Annotated in this window: 16 protein-coding genes; 1 reads left to right on the top strand and 15 read right to left on the bottom strand. The window is 38.8% G+C overall.

Annotated features, from left to right (window positions below):
* Genes JFU56_RS05265 through JFU56_RS05280 form a run of 4 tightly spaced genes read right to left on the bottom strand, consistent with a single transcriptional unit; the run spans position 1 to position 5,378 of the window.
* The gene (locus tag JFU56_RS05265; protein WP_198436216.1) at positions 1 to 888 is read right to left on the bottom strand and encodes a TniQ family protein; all 888 of its coding nucleotides are present in this window, start codon (positions 886 to 888) and stop codon (positions 1 to 3) included.
* On the bottom strand, positions 885 to 2,282 hold the full coding sequence (locus tag JFU56_RS05270; RefSeq protein ID WP_198436217.1) for an ATP-binding protein: 1,398 nt from the start codon (positions 2,280 to 2,282) through the stop codon (positions 885 to 887). Before JFU56_RS05270 ends, JFU56_RS05265 begins: the two co-directional genes overlap by 4 nt.
* Positions 2,282 to 4,552 carry a DDE-type integrase/transposase/recombinase gene (locus tag JFU56_RS05275; RefSeq protein ID WP_198436218.1) on the bottom strand — a complete coding sequence of 757 codons (2,271 nt, stop codon included), beginning with the start codon at positions 4,550 to 4,552 and terminating at the stop codon, positions 2,282 to 2,284. The genes JFU56_RS05270 and JFU56_RS05275 overlap by 1 nt, the downstream gene beginning before the upstream one ends.
* Positions 4,545 to 5,378 carry a TnsA endonuclease N-terminal domain-containing protein gene (locus tag JFU56_RS05280; protein ID WP_198436219.1) on the bottom strand — a complete coding sequence of 278 codons (834 nt, stop codon included), beginning with the start codon at positions 5,376 to 5,378 and terminating at the stop codon, positions 4,545 to 4,547. The genes JFU56_RS05275 and JFU56_RS05280 overlap by 8 nt, the downstream gene beginning before the upstream one ends.
* 340 nt (positions 5,379 to 5,718) lie before the next feature.
* Here JFU56_RS05280 and JFU56_RS05285 point away from each other — a divergent pair, with 340 nt between their 5' ends.
* On the top strand, positions 5,719 to 6,441 hold the full coding sequence (locus JFU56_RS05285; protein WP_198436220.1) for a hypothetical protein: 723 nt from the start codon (positions 5,719 to 5,721) through the stop codon (positions 6,439 to 6,441).
* 97 nt (positions 6,442 to 6,538) lie between these two features.
* Here JFU56_RS05285 and JFU56_RS05290 read toward each other — a convergent pair whose 3' ends face one another.
* The 11 genes from JFU56_RS05290 to JFU56_RS05340 form a co-directional block, all read right to left on the bottom strand.
* Complete coding sequence (locus tag JFU56_RS05290) at positions 6,539 to 7,447, bottom strand: hypothetical protein (protein WP_198436221.1); 909 nt, start codon at positions 7,445 to 7,447, stop codon at positions 6,539 to 6,541.
* A complete protein-coding gene (locus JFU56_RS05295; RefSeq protein WP_198436222.1) occupies positions 7,444 to 9,219 on the bottom strand; it encodes a hypothetical protein in 1,776 nt (591 codons plus the stop codon). Before JFU56_RS05295 ends, JFU56_RS05290 begins: the two co-directional genes overlap by 4 nt.
* On the bottom strand, positions 9,212 to 10,390 hold the full coding sequence (locus tag JFU56_RS05300; RefSeq protein ID WP_198436223.1) for a metallophosphoesterase: 1,179 nt from the start codon (positions 10,388 to 10,390) through the stop codon (positions 9,212 to 9,214). The genes JFU56_RS05295 and JFU56_RS05300 overlap by 8 nt, the downstream gene beginning before the upstream one ends.
* A 295-nt stretch (positions 10,391 to 10,685) precedes the next feature.
* A complete protein-coding gene (locus tag JFU56_RS05305; protein ID WP_198436224.1) occupies positions 10,686 to 11,177 on the bottom strand; it encodes a CinA family protein in 492 nt (163 codons plus the stop codon).
* Positions 11,178 to 11,289: 112 nt separating this feature from the next.
* Complete coding sequence (gene gcvP, locus JFU56_RS05310; RefSeq protein WP_198436225.1) at positions 11,290 to 14,196, bottom strand: aminomethyl-transferring glycine dehydrogenase; 2,907 nt, start codon at positions 14,194 to 14,196, stop codon at positions 11,290 to 11,292.
* A gap of 89 nt (positions 14,197 to 14,285) precedes the next feature.
* Positions 14,286 to 14,672, bottom strand: coding sequence for a glycine cleavage system protein GcvH (gene gcvH, locus JFU56_RS05315; RefSeq protein WP_198436226.1), 387 nt, complete (start codon positions 14,670 to 14,672; stop codon positions 14,286 to 14,288).
* A 141-nt stretch (positions 14,673 to 14,813) separates the two neighbouring features.
* Complete coding sequence (gcvT, locus tag JFU56_RS05320; protein WP_198436227.1) at positions 14,814 to 15,908, bottom strand: glycine cleavage system aminomethyltransferase GcvT; 1,095 nt, start codon at positions 15,906 to 15,908, stop codon at positions 14,814 to 14,816.
* A 487-nt stretch (positions 15,909 to 16,395) separates the two neighbouring features.
* Positions 16,396 to 17,613, bottom strand: a complete 1,218-nt coding sequence (locus JFU56_RS05325) for an FAD-dependent 2-octaprenylphenol hydroxylase (protein ID WP_198436228.1) — start codon at positions 17,611 to 17,613, stop codon at positions 16,396 to 16,398.
* A gap of 27 nt (positions 17,614 to 17,640) precedes the next feature.
* Entirely contained in the window at positions 17,641 to 18,846 is a 1,206-nt protein-coding gene (gene ubiH / locus JFU56_RS05330; protein WP_198436229.1) for a 2-octaprenyl-6-methoxyphenyl hydroxylase, read from the bottom strand.
* Positions 18,847 to 18,908: 62 nt separating this feature from the next.
* Positions 18,909 to 19,673, bottom strand: coding sequence for a tetratricopeptide repeat protein (locus JFU56_RS05335; RefSeq protein ID WP_198436230.1), 765 nt, complete (start codon positions 19,671 to 19,673; stop codon positions 18,909 to 18,911).
* A gap of 191 nt (positions 19,674 to 19,864) precedes the next feature.
* Positions 19,865 to 20,431, bottom strand: coding sequence for a UPF0149 family protein (locus JFU56_RS05340; RefSeq protein ID WP_198436231.1), 567 nt, complete (start codon positions 20,429 to 20,431; stop codon positions 19,865 to 19,867).
* Positions 20,432 to 20,505 lie beyond the last annotated feature (74 nt).

Here is a 20,505-nt window from a genome sequence, read left to right on the forward strand (position 1 = left end):
TTAATTCAAGCCAAGCTTGGCTCTCTGCCAATAAGCAAGAGCAACCCAATATATCGGGTTCCTCACACCTTGCGCTTTATGGATATTGGCAAACATTGAACTTAAAATGTTTGTCTTTCCTCGTTGCGTTGATCTTGTATAGTCTCGAAAAATATATTTAATGAGTACTGGGCCCAAAGCGGATTCAAAATGTGGATTATGTAATTCACATATAGCTTTCCGCTTTGGTAAGCTTTGAATATTAAGCCCCAAAAGCTCAATTAATCGATGTTTTATATCAGCCACGGTAGAAGGCTGATTATGAGAGATGGCATCGATTTTCCATACAAATGATTGCCAACATTTTAGATCGCCACTTATACGTGATAATACAGGGTTCCAAGCAACAACTTGATGAGGCAGTATTTCAGTGAACAAGTTTTTAACTGGTTCAACTCCTTTATCCAGCGTACAGTGGTGTTTATAGCACTCAAAAACACTCGGCAACTGATGCTTCGCATGCCAATAGCTCGTTCCATATGTAACTAAGTCATCTTGCCTGCATTTTTTACAGCTATGCCAACTAGTATCAAAACCAAATAGCTGTTGCTCATTCATATGATTAAATAGCTGTAAGCGTGTATCTTCTACATCAATGATCTGCCCAACCGACATCTGCCACAAAGGGACAACGCTGTGAGCTTTAATCGTTTCATCTCTATCTTCTAAATGGGTAATCAACTTTTCAGCTGTAGATGAAAAAACTTTATTGGCATGAAGAAACCTATCTTGAATACCCACGTTTTTTTGAAAAGTGATAAAGTCACCATAGCCTGAGAGTTTGTATAAACGTAGCAACAATGAGAAAAGGTGCTCATTAGGAAATGCTCGAAAAAGCGCTAAATTCATAGTGGGATCCCTTCGTAGCCATCATCATCGATAGGCATGCTTGAAGAAATCATTGCTGATTCTTTTTCTAAACGTTTAACTATTTGCTCTTCTTTTTTAGTCAGCTTGTACTCAGGTAAATAACGCTCGACTTGATCATAAATAGCTTTAGCTTCTTGACCTTTAAACTTATTTTCAGATGCAATTTTCAGTAGTTTTTTAACTAAAATATTGACTTCTTTATCTAGCTTAATATTCGTATTCATTAGATCGTCAAACGCATCTACTTTCCCATGTCTTAAAGCAATAATCGCCGGTTTCATTACAGCAAATTTTGTATCAAAAATATGATCAAATACTTCAATCGAAAAACATTCTATGTCATATCTAATGCAATATTTATTCGCTTGCTCAATTAGGAAAAACAGGCAGTGCGGTATACCTTGAGTGATGCTATATACCTTGTTTTCTAATGTCGGAGTTAACTCCAAAAAACTAGGTAATAGCTGATAATCCCAAGCATACTCAACAAGCATTTTCCAATCATCATCACACTTTGAAAAGTTAACCCATTCATGCGGGATCCCTATACGTCGAGCATTAGTAAAATCCTTCTCTGCTAAATTATTAGCTTTCGATGTACCTATTTTTATTGTCGGGATATGTGCAACTTGAGTCAGTTCATCAAAGAGAGTGAAAATTAACTTTCGTTCATTTGGTGCTGCAAAACAAATGTTATGAATTTCATCAAAGATAATAACTCCAATGAGTAAAGTCGTACACAATGTGACAATTTTATCTATACAACGTTTTCGCGAGAGACCTTCATACTGGATCTTATAATCAGTCTTTAATACTTTATCAATTTCACGTGCAATAACTAGGCATATTTCTTTACTATCAGCTTCACCAGGTATATTGACTTTAATGTAAACAAATTGCAAAACCTCCTTTCCCATAGGTCCATCTTGCTCATGCTTTAGAACAGGCTTCAACAGCGTTAAAATACTATCAACTAATGTTGTTTTCCCCATCCCACTAAATCCAGTTAATTTCAATGATGGTGCTGTAGTACGGGTTCGTTTATAGCTATCCGTTGCTACCGCATTTTGCCACCGTTGTGTATCTTCATTAAGAGGATTCCTCTCCTGATATCCCTCTTTAAGAGTATTAAGAAAGTCACAATACACATCATAATACTGAGATGTAGGCAATACCGATTTCATTACGTTAGCAGACTTTTGCTCTAATGTTTCTACATCTAAATCAACCATATTCTCAGGTATCTCTACTTCATCAACTACTGCATCCCAAAATTTATCAGCACTGAGTCGTAGTGGTAATGCCTCAATGAATGGGTTACCACGGTAGTCACTATTATTTGAAGGAATATATTTAGCTACTTGGAATGACATTATGAATTTCCTCTTTTACGTTTTCGCTCTGCACGCTTAGCCGCAAAAATAGCCGACGTCGTACTTTTTGAATGCGGTTTATCAACAACAGTAATTGGATCTGGTATTACGTCATGATTTGGAGATACTTCAACTTCATGATTCGTTGGTGCTTCAACGTCAAGAATTTGAGTAAATTGCTCTTTAGCTAATCCAATTTCGTGTTCTATCGCCTCATCTCGATGAACAGAAATATCCTGAGTATTCGCTTGATTAATATTTATAGGAACTTGTTCATTTCTAGCTGAAGCTATGAAATCACTGACCGTGATACGTGTTTCACTTTGCTTTTCGTCATGCTTTTCTTTAAGCTTTTTATACTCAACAGATTGCTGTTTCTTATCATATTGAATGGCTTCATCAGACATGTTTTTATACATCATATCGGAACTTTGCAGGGTCGCAGGGTAAAGCCCGTCCGGTGTTTCAATAAAAATGGTACTCAAGGAATAACGCATAAATCGACAAGGTAAACTAGATAAATGTTTCCGGCTTGCATCATCCTGATACCCATTGACCAGCGTCCACTCACAGGTATATTTAAGCCCTAGCGTCGGCTTCTTACCCTTTTTTCGGCCTAAGTACTTACCCTGTAAAAATAAATAATCACGATGGATAGTTACCTCACCGACTTCAAGTAAATTTTGGTAAAGCTCTCGGTCATCAACTGGTTTCAAATAACCTGGACGATTTTTTAGCCCCCAATTAAATTTACTCATCGGAATTGATTTGACGCCATCAAGCCTCATTTCTTTAGTGAGAGGCAAATCTTTAATAGGATAATGATTATTATATCTAGTAATAAAATCGATCAATATTTGGTATAGCTCTCGAATATTTAGTAAGGCATCTTTACGAAGGCGTCTTTTTAAGTAGTCCGCAATATTCTTTTTACCAGCTCCAGGGACGACGCCGTATAAAAAATCCTCGAGTGATCTATGCCTCCGTTCGACAAGACCCTTTTGCTGCGAGTTACCCTCGGTGTTATATACTTGTTCAATTTGTGCATCTTTGCTTAATGAGCGCTCCAACTCCGCTTTGAACTCTGCATTATCGACAAAAATAATGCGACACTTTCCAGAAATACCCCATAATTCAGTTAGCTTTACACCAATCTCCTCACAAAATTTGTTTTTATCTCTAAAAGCCACCAGAATAACTTCACGAGCCGTATGCGCAGAGGCTTTAGCGAAAGTAAGCAATAAGGCAACCCAAGCACGAGAAAACATATCAATAACAGAATAACAAGTGGGTTTACCCATACGCTTAGTTCTGGTTTTATCAAACTCATCAACAAGTTCTATATCGAGCGGCGTTTCATCCACTTGGTACACATGCCCAGGACCTTCCGCGTAGAAGTTTTCGAGATTACCTTTTAGCCCTTTGTGATCTTTATTAAACTTATCTGTTATACCCTGTGCAGCTCGGAACTCATCTTTTCTCCCATCAACATAAGCTCTGACATAATTCTTAAACTGTTCATAGCTAATTCGTTGCTCTGCACTGAATCGCTTAAAACTACTAATTTCTCCAGTCATCCCATCAACAACAGGATCACTAGCAAAACGGTCTTCATATTCAATAAAAGCTTTAGGGTAAGATTTAGGGGCACCACATTTAATATGCGTATTGGCGATATAGCGGATATTTTTTTCATCCTTACTATTTCTCATTCGACCAATCACACCATCATCCCTTTTAGGTCCTGTTTTTCTGGTATAATTTTTATTCGACACTTTTCCTGTGCCAGGTTTTCTCAAAAATGCATTTACATTACAACCCGTTCGTAAATATCGATATATCCAGCCATACATTTGAGTTCGGTCAGCCTTAATGCCAATGGTGGATGCAACTTCTAAGCATTGCTCAATCAACCTGTTCCCGTAATTTCCAGGTAACAAGAACTGTTCTAAGTTTTTAATGATAGGTTGAATCACTTCAAACTTTTTATTCCGAACTTTCAAATCCTTAGGCTTTATAAAACGCTCAGGCATTGCCATGTGTTCCGGCAATTGAAATATACCTTTTCTTATATCTCTTTCCTCTAACGCCCTCAGTAACATCTGATAACTAAACTGGGCTGGCTTTTTATTTTTACGCATATTCATGGCTAAAACACGATCAGTCGTAGCATCAATAAAAAGGACGATATATGGCGCGTCTATAAATCCATTTTCTTCGCCTCCAACAGGCACTAAAAGATCGTTTAACTGAAGTAATACCTCATCCATATGTAGCTACTCTCAGCTGAAAATCCGCGACTAAGTTTTCAAATCTAAGTCGTTGATTAAGATCTGCGATTATTTTTTTATGCCATAAGCAGTGTTGGAAAATTGCAACTGAATCCATGTAGCTCAAGTTCATTTTTATGGCCAGAGCAGAAATGAAATCACTAAGTTGTATCCCACAACTCTGTTTAATATCGGCATCAAAATGCTTCAGCCATATAGGTAGTAATATCGTTAAGTACAAATCAATTGAATAAAAAGAAAAAAGCTGTTCTAAATTTTGTGAAAAAACAGTTTTGATATCTTCACTCATAATAAGATGCCATTTAATGCCTTGAGATTCCCAAAATACCTTTTCTATTTTTTGTTTTACCTCCATGTTAGCTTTCTTTCTCTCTGTTAATTTTTCGTATGAATCTGAATCTTTAATCGAGTAAACAACTTCTTGCCCGAGAATCGTTCTACAGTAAAAATCACTCGTCATAACGACTTGCACATTAGCGGTGTATGGATAAGTTGGATGACGAACACCAAGCTGCTTAGAAATAGCTAACGACCGTTCAAGAGTTAACAATGGGTATTGCTCTTTAATCCACAAGAATTCCCCAGCAAACCTTAGGCGGTAAAAAAAATGACGTTCATTTGTTGAAAGTAGATCTCTATCTTGTCCAGGCTCTGCAAAATCTGGTGTGCGAGATTTACTCCCAAGAGATTTTATATCTTGGGTTTTAATAAAGGACACCCAGTGCGGGCTACGATCATTTGCTCGTTTCCAATCTTCTATCCACTTATCTCTCAAAACATGAGTTATCTGATTTCTTCTCTTCATATGAACCTCAAAATAATTTTAATATGGTTATTCCATCTTTATTCAGATATCAATTTTTCTATTTCATAACTCATGCTCGATCTTAAGCATGGCTAAAAACCTAAATAGAGTCAAGACAAAACAAAACCCAACCAATTGATTTTATTGACATTTTAATTATTTAGTTAAATATTATGTCTATCCTTATTTATTAACAAACTGATAAATAAGTTCGTTTTTTATATTTAACAAAAGAGATAGGGGGATTTTTATGGTTAACCGGACAAAAAATATTTATAATTTTAAAAAGACATGTGTGATAAATATTTAATTTGATGAAAATGGATAAATAGGCTTATGGATGGATGACGCTGAACTTCAAAAACTAGGTGAGTTATTTTTACGAGAGTTTCATTACATCACGAGAACCGATCGCGTATTGATAAAAGTAATGATCAAATCGAGACTCCAATATTTTCCAGAGGCAGCGGATCTTGAGTACATGACTTTTGGCTGCATTGCTGATATTGAACGAATTTTATCGGAGCAAATACAAGCTGACCCATCAGGTCATTTCAACTCAAAAGAGAGACTACGGAAGCTCACTGAATTCAAAAAAGATAAGGCTTTTGTCAAAAAATATACCTTAGAAGCGGTTAAGTCATTCTGTAGGAAAAAACGATATTACTGGGGACACGGTAAAAATAAACCTGATATTGAAAAAGGTGATCGACACACGGAAAGAAAGCCAGGTAGAGCAGCACGAGTACACGGTACTGGAGACTCTAACGAAGTGGATACTTGGATAGCATCAATGGTCACTTCTAACTTAAGCTCGGACAGTTTACAGAGTGAGACTCTAGAAGATCTAAATGAACTGTTTACAAACATTGGGCTGAATGAAAAAAAGATACGTTGTTTCTGGGATCGCTTTGACGGCATGACCTTTGTTGAAATGGCCGCAGCAGATACAAATAAAACTGCATCTCCTGATCAGTACAGGAAACGATTTAAGCGATTAATAGCCCAATTAGAAAGACATTCAGAGCAATTTAGGGCTATTTTGATGCAGAATTTTAGATAAAAATAATTTGATATGATAATACTAAATTAAAAAGCCTCCAATTAGGAGGCAAAACAACAAACCCTAAAAGTACTTAATAAGATTTCAATTAAATCATTTAAACCGTAATGCTAAATAGAATTTCTTTATGAGAGGCTCTTTCAACTGGAATCTCAGAATGAAGAGAGGATACTCTCCATATTGGTAGCTTCGGGTGAAACTCTTGACCTAAGATAACCGCTATAGCTGCAAAAATTTTAGGGCCTAAGGGAACCAATATCGTTCTCGATACATCACTTAAAGATACAATTAATGATTTCAGATCTATATATGTTGTATAAGGGTTCGTTACATCATAAGTAAAAGTATTTCTATCTTGGACAGCATCAAGTAAAGGCGCATTATTAAGCCTTACTGTCTGTTCAAAATCAGAATATTGGTTTTTCGGTACAAAAGCATAAGAAAAATCGGCATCGTAATAATTATATACTCCTAAAGCCTTATGCTCTTCATAGCCAAGACCAAATACAACTGAAGTTGGCATTGATAGATTACCAAGATCACCACCTAGCTCTTCAATTATAGGTCCTAATTTTTTCACTGGCTGAATACCTTCAGGAGGATCAACATAATAGGATAAATTATAACAAATTGTAATTTTTGAGCTTTTAGGCAAAACATTAAGAAGATTGAATAAGATTGATGCTAGGCGATGTCTGCTCATTACAGTAATATCTAGAAATATTCGAGGTTCATCTATTTTTTGTAATGTTTCAAGCACTATGCGCTTAACTGTGTCTACAATTAAATCACAATTATTTTCAAATAGTTCAGCCTCACTTTCCTCAAAATATACTTTATTTTCATGATATTTAATTGCTGTTTTATTTGTTTCATACCCGATTACAATATTTCTTGCCGATTTGGTAGAAAAGTTCTTAAAAGCACTTGTTGATCTACTTTCATATCCCAAGCCATAAATTGCCAAATCGAATTCGTCTGTATATGCAATTTTATCAAAAATCATGAGAAAAGCTCCACTTGAGTAAATTTAACTCCTGAAGGATCAAAAATATCAATATGAGAGTGATTTAATATATCAATTAAATCAACCGCACGCTGCGAATTAAGTAACAATTTATATTCTGGCGCAAAAAGATACGATAAGCGGCACCTTGAATTTTTTATATCATCGATATCATGAAAAGAATCAATGACATTTTTTTCAATAATTAAAGCTCCAGCATTCAAAGCAAGACCAATTGCTGCAATATAATTATCGTTAAATTCATTTTTAAACATAATACTACCACGTGGATCCGGATTAAAATGTTTGCCATGTATCTCTTTACTCAAATACTTACCCACTTTATCAATTATATCAAAAAGTGTTATAAACTCCTGATTGCTTGATTCTACAGCAATAGTACTCAACAACGATTTAAATGACATCGCGTAAGTATTAATATTACTTAACTGTTCATGCTCTTTGATTATTCCATTTTTCTTAGCAATAGCAGCAAATACACTCATGATACCAACTAGCATTCTAGGATTATATTCTAACATCGCACAAATCTTGTCGAAACCTACATAGTAAGATGAGGCTCTTCGTCTAGATGCTTTATTTTTTTCATCTCTAAGATAGTAGTTTCTCAAATGAAAATTAAACTGAATACGTCTATAAACATCTTGTTTGTTCTTTGGTAATCCATCATATTTATAAATATTCAGCTTCTGCTTCGACACATATTCATAAAATGATTTATCCTTCGTTATTAATTCAGAAAACTCTCTATCCCTTTCAATAACACGGTTATATTCGAAATAATCTTTGATATTCTTGTTTAATCCGTATTTATTAAAAATATTTTCGCTTAGCTCTTTAGCAAAATTGAAACCATCTTGCCTTACGCCGCTGAGATTTATGAAAGTCAGATCTTGCTTGTTCATCCCACTAAATGAGTCTTTTGTGATAGAGACACCTTTGTGATACGGAGATAGTGCTAACTTAAAAATAATATTCTGAGGCCCACCTCTCATTGCATCGATTAAAGGTTGTATAAAGACTTCAGGCGCTAGCTCTAATTCATCAAACAAGAATCCCCACGTACCATCAGTCTCACCAAAGTACTGATTTATAATAAGAACACTTGTTTCCAATAAGCCCATCAATCTATCTTCGGCTATATCAACATTAGCACTTTTATCATCCGAATTTAATCCTGCAATTACTGTTGATATCTTTTGCTTTTTTAATGATGTCGCAATAACCAATCCTCTTAATGAAGGAATTCTTGGCTCAACCTTCCAATAAGCAGCAAGTTCATTAACAAGTTCTGACTCATCGTTTCGAGATATTTTAATATCTCGAAAATTATTTTTTTTAATTGCAGTATTACTAGCCCTGTAGCTAACTACTTGTGCGAAACATTCCAATATATGATAAACAAAAGAGGCTTCCAAAAGTTTTTGAACCTTAGTATCATTTTTAAACCTAACCGATATTCTTTCATATTGAGTTTTCCAAAATCGATCGGTAGGAACAAACACACCAGAAAAAGATATATTTTCCCGATATTTATCCGCATTTTTTTTGCTCCAAATATCTAAAACCTCTACATCTAACATCCTCAGGAGAGTCGTTTTACCACTACCTCTAGGACCAATCATAATAGTATTATTTGGAGTAGTAAGTAGGTCAAAATGACTGTTAGTAATAAAGTCTGAACATAGGTTTATTTTGGATGTAGCCTTTGCATTAAATGACTCATTAAAATTTATCGTTTGGTCATTCATTATTTGCAACCTCTAATATTTGATTTCCATCATAGTCAACACGAAGATGATTCTTTTTCATCTTGTCTAAAAGTTCTTGAAATTGACCTGGCGTGTAAAATTCAATTTCTTCTTGAATAGAAGCTAAGTCATTACTATTTATGTAAGTATTGCCCTGTAAAAGAGTTTTTATTTGCTTCATAATATGGACCGGTTTTACTGAAGACCCAAAACCACCTTTATGTGGCAAATGATTACTTTTAGAATTATGCCAACCATTTCTCAAGTTCCAAGAGTAAGCTTCAAAAGTTCCAACGAGACACTCTTCATCTAAAGTTTTTTGCAAATCTATACATAAAATATAAAATTGATTACTCGTTTTATCTTTAATTTTAGGATACAAATTTGCGCCTAAACTACCAGCAGAAAAAATTACTGGTGGTGTAGACCTGTCAGTCATTCCGTACCCTAAACTAGCAAAGTGTTTATGTCCGTGAACCACAAGCCATGGGCCTACATTCGAACCATCGAGCTCTTTGAGGAGCATTTGCCCACCTTCCATAACTTCCGAATCAAAATTTTCATCGACATGTTCCATTTTCACAGGGTGATGGTGACACAATAACAAATTAAATTTTTTCTCTTCGAAATTATCTGATTTAAGATATTCTGAAATCTGGTTCACCGTTTCGATTGCTACTCGTCCATGCTTATATTCATCATTTAGCCCATGGTATGCACTAGAATTTAATTTGATAACGTTATAATTTTCAAATTGAACATGGCTCCAATGCCACCCCCAAAACTGAGTATTAATAGCTAAATCGCTAGTTGGAAAAGGCGGGGATACAAATTTAATTTCATGAATTGCAGAAAAATTGTCACCAGGTCTTGATTGGTGATCGTGATTACCAGGTACACATAAAAGGTGTTCAATATCTAAGTCATCTTTGACTTTGTGTAGAAATTTCCAACCTGCGCTAAACCCCTCAACCTCTCCTTTGTTAGAAATGTCACCAGGACATATTAAACAATCTATATTCTGGTTAAGGTTTTTTGCAAAATCGATAAAAGCATCCGCGTGTTCACTTGATTGAGAGCCTGCATCAAATATTAATCTTGAATCGTTTGTGTTCTCAGTATTCACACTAGAATGTAAATCGGAAACAATTAGAAATCGTAGCTTATCCATTTTACCTTTTGGTGTGGGATTAACTCCCACGATTAGAACACATAGAATAAGAGAAATGATACCAGTACTATATGATTTAATATACTACCAAGGGGTTGATATAAAAAATAAATCAATCAAAAGTAGATAGAAAGGTTTAGATTGTATTTCATGAATTAAATTTAAACTTGTCCATCTACGATACTTACTATATGAATACTACAATGACCTTTTAACGCTCTATAAATTATAGAGGAATGAATGTTTCGAACAATCATAGTTTAATTCTGATAAAAGTGATGAAGAGAAGGTCAGACTAATCACTTACTATTTCAATTATCATTTCTAATGTCTTTTTAATTACTTTATCTTTATCTTCCCAACGTTCCGATGCGTCTAGGATTTCAAATCGTTCACGAAGAACAATATCTCCACTTACAACTGCAATATATACAATTCCAAGAGTTGAACTCGCATTCGTAGGGTCTAACCGAGAAAGGCTTCCTGTAACCCCAACCCCAATATCTGCTTTGCTTGAATACTGAATACCAGCCCTAGCCATCGCTATAGCCGTTTCCATTGAGTAAACAGTAAACTCCTCAATAATTTTTTTCGGAACGCCAAGAGCTATTTTAGCTTCATTAGAGTATGTAATTGAGGAGTCAAACATAACTTCGCTAGCCCCTGAGATATTCGTTATACAGTTTGCAACACCACCACCAGTACAAGACTCTACAGTAGTAATAAATAATTTTTGTTCTTTTAGAGCTTTTACTAACTGCTCAGATAATTCTAATAAATTACTCATTTACATCCTCAGTTATAGTTAAGCTTACTTATAAAAAAATAGACAAACCGGAGTTTGTCTATTTTTAATTACCTTTGTCTAAATTTTAAATACTCGGCTACATCAACCAAATTTAGTCGTTATACGCTTCAATTGGTGGGCATGAGCAAAATAAGTTACGGTCGCCATACACATCATCGATGCGGTTTACGGTAGGCCAGAATTTATCTTTCTTCACGTAAGCAGCAGGGTAAACCGCAGTTTCACGGTCATAAACACGATCCCAGTTAGCGTCAACAATATCAGCTAGTGTGTGTGGTGCGTTATGTAGTGGGCTTTGTTCTGCAGTCCACTCACCCGATTCAACTTTAGCAATTTCAGCACGGATGCCTGTCATTGCTAGGATGAAGCGATCTAATTCAGCTTTAGATTCAGATTCAGTTGGCTCAATCATTAGCGTACCCGCAACTGGGAAGCTCATTGTTGGCGCATGGAAACCATAATCCATTAGACGTTTAGCAACATCAGACTCGCTGATACCCGTTGCTTCTTTAAGTGGGCGTAAATCAATGATGCACTCGTGAGCAACACGGTCGTTACGGCCTTTATAAAGCACAGGGAATAGTGGGTCTAAGTTTTGAGCTAGGTAGTTAGCATTTAAGATAGCTGTCTGTGTAGACGCTTTCAGGCCATCTGTACCCAACATGTTGATGTACATCCACGTAATAGGCAAGATACTTGCGCTACCGAACTGTGCAGCAGATACCGCACCGTTATTACGGCTTTCTTTACCTGTGTCAGCAACAGAGTGACCAGCAACAAATGGTGCTAAATGCGCTTTAACGCCGATAGGACCCATACCTGGACCACCGCCACCGTGTGGGATAGCGAATGTTTTATGTAAGTTCAGGTGAGAAACATCAGAACCCATAGAACCAGGAGAAGTAAGACCTACCTGTGCGTTCATGTTCGCGCCGTCCATGTAAACTTGGCCGCCGTTGTCATGAATGATGCCACAGATTTCTTTAATCGTTTCTTCGTATACACCGTGTGTCGATGGGTACGTGATCATGATGCAAGAAAGGTTGTCTTTTAGCTCTTCCGCTTTTTCACGTAAGTCTGCAACGTCAACGTTACCGTTAGCATCACACTTAGTCACAACAACTTTCAGACCCGCCATTTGCGCTGATGCAGGGTTAGTACCGTGTGCAGAGCTAGGGATCAGACAGATGTTACGATGTGATTCGCCACGAGACTCATGGTATTTGTGAATTGCTAGTAGACCAGCATATTCGCCTTGTGCACCTGAGTTAGGTTGCATACAAATTGAATCGTAGCCAGTGATGCTTACTAACCAGTCTTCTAACAGGTCAATCATCACTTTATAACCAACCGCTTGATCTGCTGGGCAGAACGGGTGCATGTTGCTGAATTCAGGCCATGTTACTGGGATCATTTCTGCAACCGCATTCAGTTTCATCGTACAAGAGCCTAATGAAATCATTGAATGGTTAAGAGCTAAATCTTTATTTTCCAGAGATTTAATGTAACGCATCATTTCTGTTTCTGAATGATGAGAGTTAAATACTGGGTGTGTTAGGAATGCAGATTCACGTTCAACTGATGCAGGGATAGACGTGCTACCTGTTGCAGCCAGCTCAGCTTCTAGTGCATCAATCGAGATACCGTGGTCATCGCCAAGTAATACGTCGAATAATGTTGCTAGGTCAGCTTGCGTGATTGTTTCATCGATGCTGATACCCACCTGATGATCAGTATCAAGACGGAAGTTAATACCCGCAGCTAATGCGCGTGTAACCACTTTCTCTTTATTGTCCAGTAACTCGTTATCAAGTTTAACTGTGATGGTATCAAACCAAGTATTGTTTACTAGGCTTAGACCGCCTTTAACAACACCAGCAGCTAACAAATCAGTGAAACGGTTAACACGCTTAGCAATATCTTTCAGGCCTTGAGGACCGTGATATGTTGCGTAGAAACCAGCCATGTTCGCTAGTAATACCTGTGCTGTACAAATGTTTGAGTTAGCTTTTTCACGGCGAATGTGTTGCTCGCGCGTTTGCATCGCCATACGTAGTGCTGGTTTACCATGAGTATCTTTAGAAACACCAATGATACGACCAGGCATAGAACGTTTATGTTTGTCACAGCTTGCGAAGAACGCCGCGTGTGGACCGCCATAACCCATAGGTACACCAAAGCGTTGTGAACTACCAAACGCCATGTCTGCACCAAGTTCTGCAGGTGATTTAATGCGTGTAAGTGCTAATAAATCAGAACCAACTGCAACAACACCTTTTTTCGCTTGGATAGCAGCAATAATGTCGCTGATATCTGTTACGTCACCGTTCGTACCAGGGTACTGAAGTACCGCACCAAACAAGTCATGCTCAGGCGCTGTTTCTGCAGGGCCGCGAAGAATAGTGAAACCGAAGTGCTCCGCACGTTCGATCATCACGTCAGCTACTTGTGGGTGTACGCTGTCAGCGATAAAGAAGTTATCACATTTTTTGTTTTTAGAAACACGCTTACACATTGCCATTGCTTCAGCTGCTGCTGTCGCTTCGTCAAGGAGTGATGCGCTTGCTAAGTCCATGCCGGTTAAATCGCATGTCATGGTTTGGAAGTTAAGTAGTGCTTCTAAACGACCTTGTGCAATTTCTGGTTGGTAAGGCGTGTATGCCGTGTACCAGCCTGGATTTTCGAATACGTTACGTAGGATAACATTCGGTACGTTAGTACCGTAATAGCCCATACCAATGTAGCTTTTGTTTACTGTGTTCTTCGCTGCGATGGCTTTTAATTCTTGCAGTGCTGCAACTTCAGATAACTGATGGCCAGCAACAACGTCTTCAGCTAATAAGATCGAGCTTGGTACAGTTTGTTGAATAAGGTCTTCTAAAGATTCAGCGCCAACTTTCGTTAACATTGCTTTAGTTTCTTCGTCGCAAGGACCGATATGGCGACGGGCGAAATTATCATTTTGCTCTAACTGGGCAAGTGGGGTATGGGTTTTCATGCAATTCCCTGTATATTTTACTATTACAAAATAAAAATAGCGTTTACAAAATTAAAAAAAACCCCGAGGCTAGCTCAGGGTTTCAACAACTAGTCTTCGATTGACTCGCCGTAAGCAGCAGCGTCAAGTAACGCTTCTAGCTGGCTTTCGTCAGACGCTTTAACACGGAACAACCAGCCTTCGCCGAATGCATCCGAGTTTACTAGCTCTGGAGAGTCTTCAAGTTCTTCATTGATTGCAACAACTTCACCACTGATTGGTGCGTAGATATCTGATGCAGCTTTAACAGATTCGCCTACTGCGCAATCTTCGCCAGCTTCAACTTCATCACCAACATCTGGTAAGTCGATGAATACCATATCGCCTAGAAGGCCTTGAGCATGGTCAGAAATACCGACAGTAAACGTACCGTCGCCTTCGTTACGAACCCATTCGTGTGAAGATGCATATTTTAATTCAGTTGGGATATTGCTCATTGTTGAAATTCCTTTTGTCTTATACTTAAATGATTATGTTTTTATTTGGTAACGCTGTAGACACTGAATTACGAATCTTTAATAACAAAGAACAGTAACCCAGCTTACGTCATACAATTTTCAGTTAAATCAAACGTAGCACTAAACTAGTTTTTTACCATTACGAACAAACGCCGGTTTAGTCACTGCAACTGGGATCAGCTTCTTACGCATTTCAACTTCGGCTGTTTCGCCGATTGATGCTGGAACACGTGCAAATGCAATACTAAAACCTAATGTTGGTGAGAAGCTACCACTGGTGATAACGCCTTCACATGCTTCGCCTTCAGCGTTAGTAAATACGACTTTTTGACCAGTACGTAAAATACCTTTCGCTTCAAGTACTAAACCAACAAGCTTGTCAGTGCCTTCTGCTTTTTGAGCAGTTAACGCTGCGCGACCAATAAAGTCACGTTCTTGTGGTTCCCAAGCAATCGTCCAGCCCATATTAGCGGCTAGCGGTGATACAGTTTCATCCATATCTAAACCGTAAAGGTTCATGCCAGCTTCAAGGCGTAGTGTATCACGTGCGCCTAGACCTGCTGGTTGAACACCTGCGTCCACAAGTTGCTGCCATAAATCGCAAGCCTGGTCTTGTGGAACAACTATTTCATAACCTGCTTCACCGGTATAACCCGTTGTAGCAATAAACAAACTACCCGCTTGTACACCAAAGAAAGGCTTCATGCCTTCAACAGCAGCATTTTGCTCAGCTGTGAATACAGTAGCGGCTTTTTCTTTCGCTTTAGGGCCTTGAACAGCAATCATTGCCAGTTCAGGTAATTCAGTAACAGCAACAGAGAAATCTGCAGCTTGTTTGTTGATCCATGCTAAATCTTTAACACGAGTCGCTGAGTTAACCACTAAACGGTAGTATTCATCATTGAAGAAGTAAACGATAAGGTCATCAATAACCCCACCATCTTGTTGTAACATTCCGGTATAAAGAGCTTTACCAGAAACAGTTAATTTTGCCACATCATTGGCAAGTAAATAACGTAAGAACGACTTTGCATCAGAGCCTTTGATATCAACGATAGTCATGTGTGACACATCGAACATACCCGCATCTTCGCGTACAGCATTATGTTCAGCAATCTGAGAACCATAATTGATTGGCATATCCCAACCATGGAAGTCCACCATTTTTGCCCCTGCTTCTACGTGCTTCGGGAACAGTACTGTTTGTTGAGCCATTCTATAATTCCTTTAATTGACAGTTATTAATCAAGACTTTGGGATCAAGTAAAATTGCTTTTTTGCTTTTATATAAAGTATTAATAGGCGTTTCTATAAAACTTTATATAACGCTTTCATGTAAAGCCTATTACATGACAATAATTTGATTATACCCTTAGATAGCACTCGTTAAAAATTATTTAAGGAATAGTAAATCTAATGGTTAAGCAAATAATAATGCCGGCAAGGCTAACACTTTAATAGCGGGAAAAGTTATTTCAGGGGGATAAGGACGTTGTAGATCACAAAAAACACATTAAAGGCAGCTGGATTTACCAAGTATTGACTATATTAACAATGATTAAGCTATTACGATGTTAAAAACAATAACTCATAACATTATTATAACTAATGCAAACAGGGTGTTTACATTAGTTATTCTCATCAATAGTGCGGTTAATCAGGCTGATTAATTACACTATTTTCACGATTAAGTGTGATCAGCTTAACGACTACTGTCTGATTTAGCAAGATCGGGTAGCTCACCATCTAAACCCATCGCCCGTTTAATAAAGCTAAGCTTTAGCGCAGGTAATGTATTTGATAAGGTTAGACCAATATCGCGGAAAATACGTTTCGCCGGATGACCGCCACTAAATAAACGCTTTAAACCTTCCATGCTTGAGATCATCACCGCGGCTTCAGCTTTACGCCAGCGTTCGAATTTACGCAAATGTGCATGACTACCAATATCTTTATTAGCGAGGTGATTTTCTAATACACATTGTGCCAAACTCGCCGCATCTAACAAACCAAGGTTAACGCCCTGCCCTGCTAAAGGATGAATGGTGTGTGCTGCATCGCCAATTAACGCGACACGCTCACTGGCAAAGCTACGAGCATAACGCATTTTAAGCGGGAATGCCTGACGTTGACCTTCCACTTTACACAAGCCCAAACGACCATCAAATGCCACGGTCAATTGTTTGTTAAATTCACTTTCATCCATGGCTAGCAATGCTGTCGCACGTTCTGGTGGTAATGACCACACGATAGAACACAGATCTGGCTGCCATAACGGTAAGAACGCTAACGGCCCTTCTGGATTAAAGATCTGGCGGGCACAGGATTGATGCGGTTCAACAGTGCGGATATTCGCCACGATAGCATGGTGATTATAATCCCATGTCGTCAGGGGAATATTCACTTGTGAACGCGTCCATGAATTAGCACCATCAGCGCCGACGATCAGTTTCGCAAACACAGGCTCTTGACCTTCTAGCGTTAACCAGGCGGCATCATCGCCACGGCTTAGTTTACTAATACGTGTACCTGTTAATAAGGTAATGTTGCTGGCTTTTTCTATTTGTTCTAACAGCGCTAACTGGATCACTTTGTTTTCAACTAAGTGACCTAAGGTGTCTGTCATTAACGCATCGCCGTCAAAGTCGATCTGGCCAAAGCCATTACGATCCCAGACTTGCATTGCGCCATAGGCTTGATGGCGGCGGCTTTCGATACCAGCCCACGCATCAACATTTTGTAATATGTTTTGGCTGGCACGGCTCAGTGCGCTAACGCGTAATTCAGGTGATGCACCTAATTCGCGATCCAGTTCATTACCTTCGATAACCACGATTTTAAGGGTGGTTTCCTTTAACGCTGCAGCAAAAGCAAGTCCAACCATGCCACCACCAACAACCGCAATATCATAAGATTGCATATTAAATCCTATTTTCTCTTTAAAGAGCTAAAATAATTTGAACGCGCCAAGTGCTTGACGTGCGAGTGCGCGTTTATATTCTGGTTTATAACCCATGGTGTGCAGGGCTAGATTACGACCGGCCACCAGTGGCGCGTAGTTATTGGCAAACAAGGTCGCTAATGAGGTCGTCATCCAAATCGTTTTTTGATGATCGCCTTGACGCTTATGCCAGTAACCTTTAGTGACGGCTTGATTGCCGACATCTTGATCGTTTAAAAAAGCGTGTTCAATTTGATGATGCAATACTGCGACATCACGTAAGCCAAGGTTATAACCCTGACCCGCAATCGGGTGCAGTGCATGCGCCGCATTACCAATCACAACACTACGATGTTGAGTTGGCTCTAACGCTTCTGTTAATAGCAGTGGATATGAAAAACGTTGACCGGTTTTAGTAAACGAGCCTAAACGATAACCGAAACGCTGTTGTAAACGTGCTAAGAATGCTTTGTCATCTAATGCCATGATCGCATCAACTTCATCACTGCGCACCGACCATACTAATGAACTACGTTGCTCTGTCATGGGCAATAAAGCTAATGGGCCGGTATCAGTAAAGCGCTCGTAAGCTTTGCCTTCGTGTAGTTTACTGGTGGTAACATTGGCAATGATCGCCGTTTGTTCAAAGTCGGTCACTGCAATAGGCACGTTCGTTAACTGACGTACCATTGAGTTGTTACCGTCTGCGCCGATTAATAATTTGCAGCGTAGTTGCTGACCGTCATCAAGGGTAAGATCGGTATGCTCAATTTGACGATCTAAGCTGACTAATTGATTTGGGCAATACCAATTGATATTGTTGATCTCGGCTAGATCTTGTTGGAATATATGCCCTGCAGTTTGCAGTTCGATCACTTGCCCCAATGCTGGCAAGTTGTATTCGCTGTGATCAAGACGAGTAAAACCCCAATGACCACGATCGGATACATGAATATGTTTGATCGCTGTGGCTGTCGGCGCGATCTTATCCCACAGCTTAAACTGGTTTAAGATCTGTTGTGAACCATAAGATAATGCAATCACCCGTGCATCAAAACCAGGGTGGTTACTGGTCGTTGGTGGATTGGCATCAATTAACGCAATAGATAATTGACGACCATCCTGGTGTTGTATTTGGCTTACCGCGTGTGCAAGTGTCGCACCGACCATACCGGCACCTACAATTGCAATATCATATTCAACCACTGACATTTCGATCCTAACAAGTTATTGAAATTAAAAACGATGACACTATAACAAAACCAACAAGCGCATTAACCTTCGAATCGGGTTTCTATTGGTAAATAAGCTAAAAAGCCTTGTTGTAAGTGATCAAAATGCGCTTTACCCACTAAAATCTCGGTGGAGTTTAACGCTTGTGTCATCTCTGGTTCTGCGGCGATAGCCTCGTCGACACCGGCTTTTGCCGCTAATAATGTCCACGCGTATGCCTTTAATTTATCGGCTTCAACGCCTTCACCACGGTAATACATTACCGCAATGTTCTGCCATGCTTGGGTATAACCTTGCGCGGCGGCTTTGTTGTACCAGTCAAACGCTTTGTTTTGATCTTGAAAACAACCAGAGCCCTGATCCAACATGCTGGCAAGATTATACTGCGCCTGTACTAGCCCGAGTGCTGCCGCTTGCTCAAAATAGCTAAACGCTAATACCGCATTGGGTTTACCCAACTGGCCTTGTAACTGTAATAACGCCAGATTAAATAATGACTCTGGGTGGCCACAATCGCCTGCGCGTTGATAACAACTTAACGCTTGGCTTAAATAGGTTTGCTGACCATCACCTTGTTCATACTGCAACGCTAATAAATATAACGCCATCACCACGCCTTCATCGGCTTGTGCACGACAAAATTCAAAGGCTTGCTGTGGATTAGTATAAGCATGGTACGTTTGACTAAATTGCGTATTGCGCGCTGCATGTTGCTCAGCGCTAAACGCAGACTCAGGCCAAACGATCGGGGCTGCGGATTTTGATTTATTATTCCACTGCGCCGTTAATTTGTTTATTAAAGACATAAAACACTCCTTGTCCTATTCATTTAATGCTAACGATTTACGTTAGATATCGCTATCCAGCGATAAATATCGATGGCGGTAAAGCCAATATGCGCAACATTATCATAGCGAGCTAAGGGTATGTTGCGCTTGCGATAAATCATCTTTTATCGAACTAAGTAGCTTGTTTTATAAACGAGCCGACTTATAAACTAGTGCAGTACAGGTACTGCTGGGATATCACCATCGCTTAATTCATTAAAGCAATAAGTCGCGCCCATACGCACGTATTCAACGATCTCGTAAAAAGCTTCTTCCGCTTCATTACTGTCATCATCTGTATCTACGTCCATTTGCGCAATACTGGCAAAGTCAGCAATCAATTCTTTCACATCATCGCTAGCTTTCGTTTCTGTTGAATGCACCATACCAAAACCGCCAAGGAAACCTTGAACCCATTCTGCTAATGCTTCCATGCGTAATTCTAACGCTTGATCCATATCTGGTAACAACAATTCAAAGCCTAATGTCATGTCTTTTAATGCAGCTTCACTGCTACCGTATACATCCGCTAAGATTGGCTGTAGTGAGTCAGGGATACCTAGACCTTCATTGATTAGTTCGTCAAACGGGACTAACCATGCTTTGTTGTCTAGCTTTACGCCGCCACATAATAAACCACAGATCACACCGTGCACATCGGCAGGGTTCACTAATAAATCGCTTTGTTGTAGCTGCGCGTTGACGTCAGCAAAAAGAGGAAGTTTAACTTTATCCATGTGAGGACCTTACCAATTGATTAATGTATTTAGAATAATGACGAGCATATTAGCATTTCACCCAGATCAAGACC

This window comes from Moritella sp. F3, assembly GCF_015082335.1.
In the GTDB taxonomy this organism is placed as follows: Bacteria; Pseudomonadota; Gammaproteobacteria; order Enterobacterales; family Moritellaceae; genus Moritella.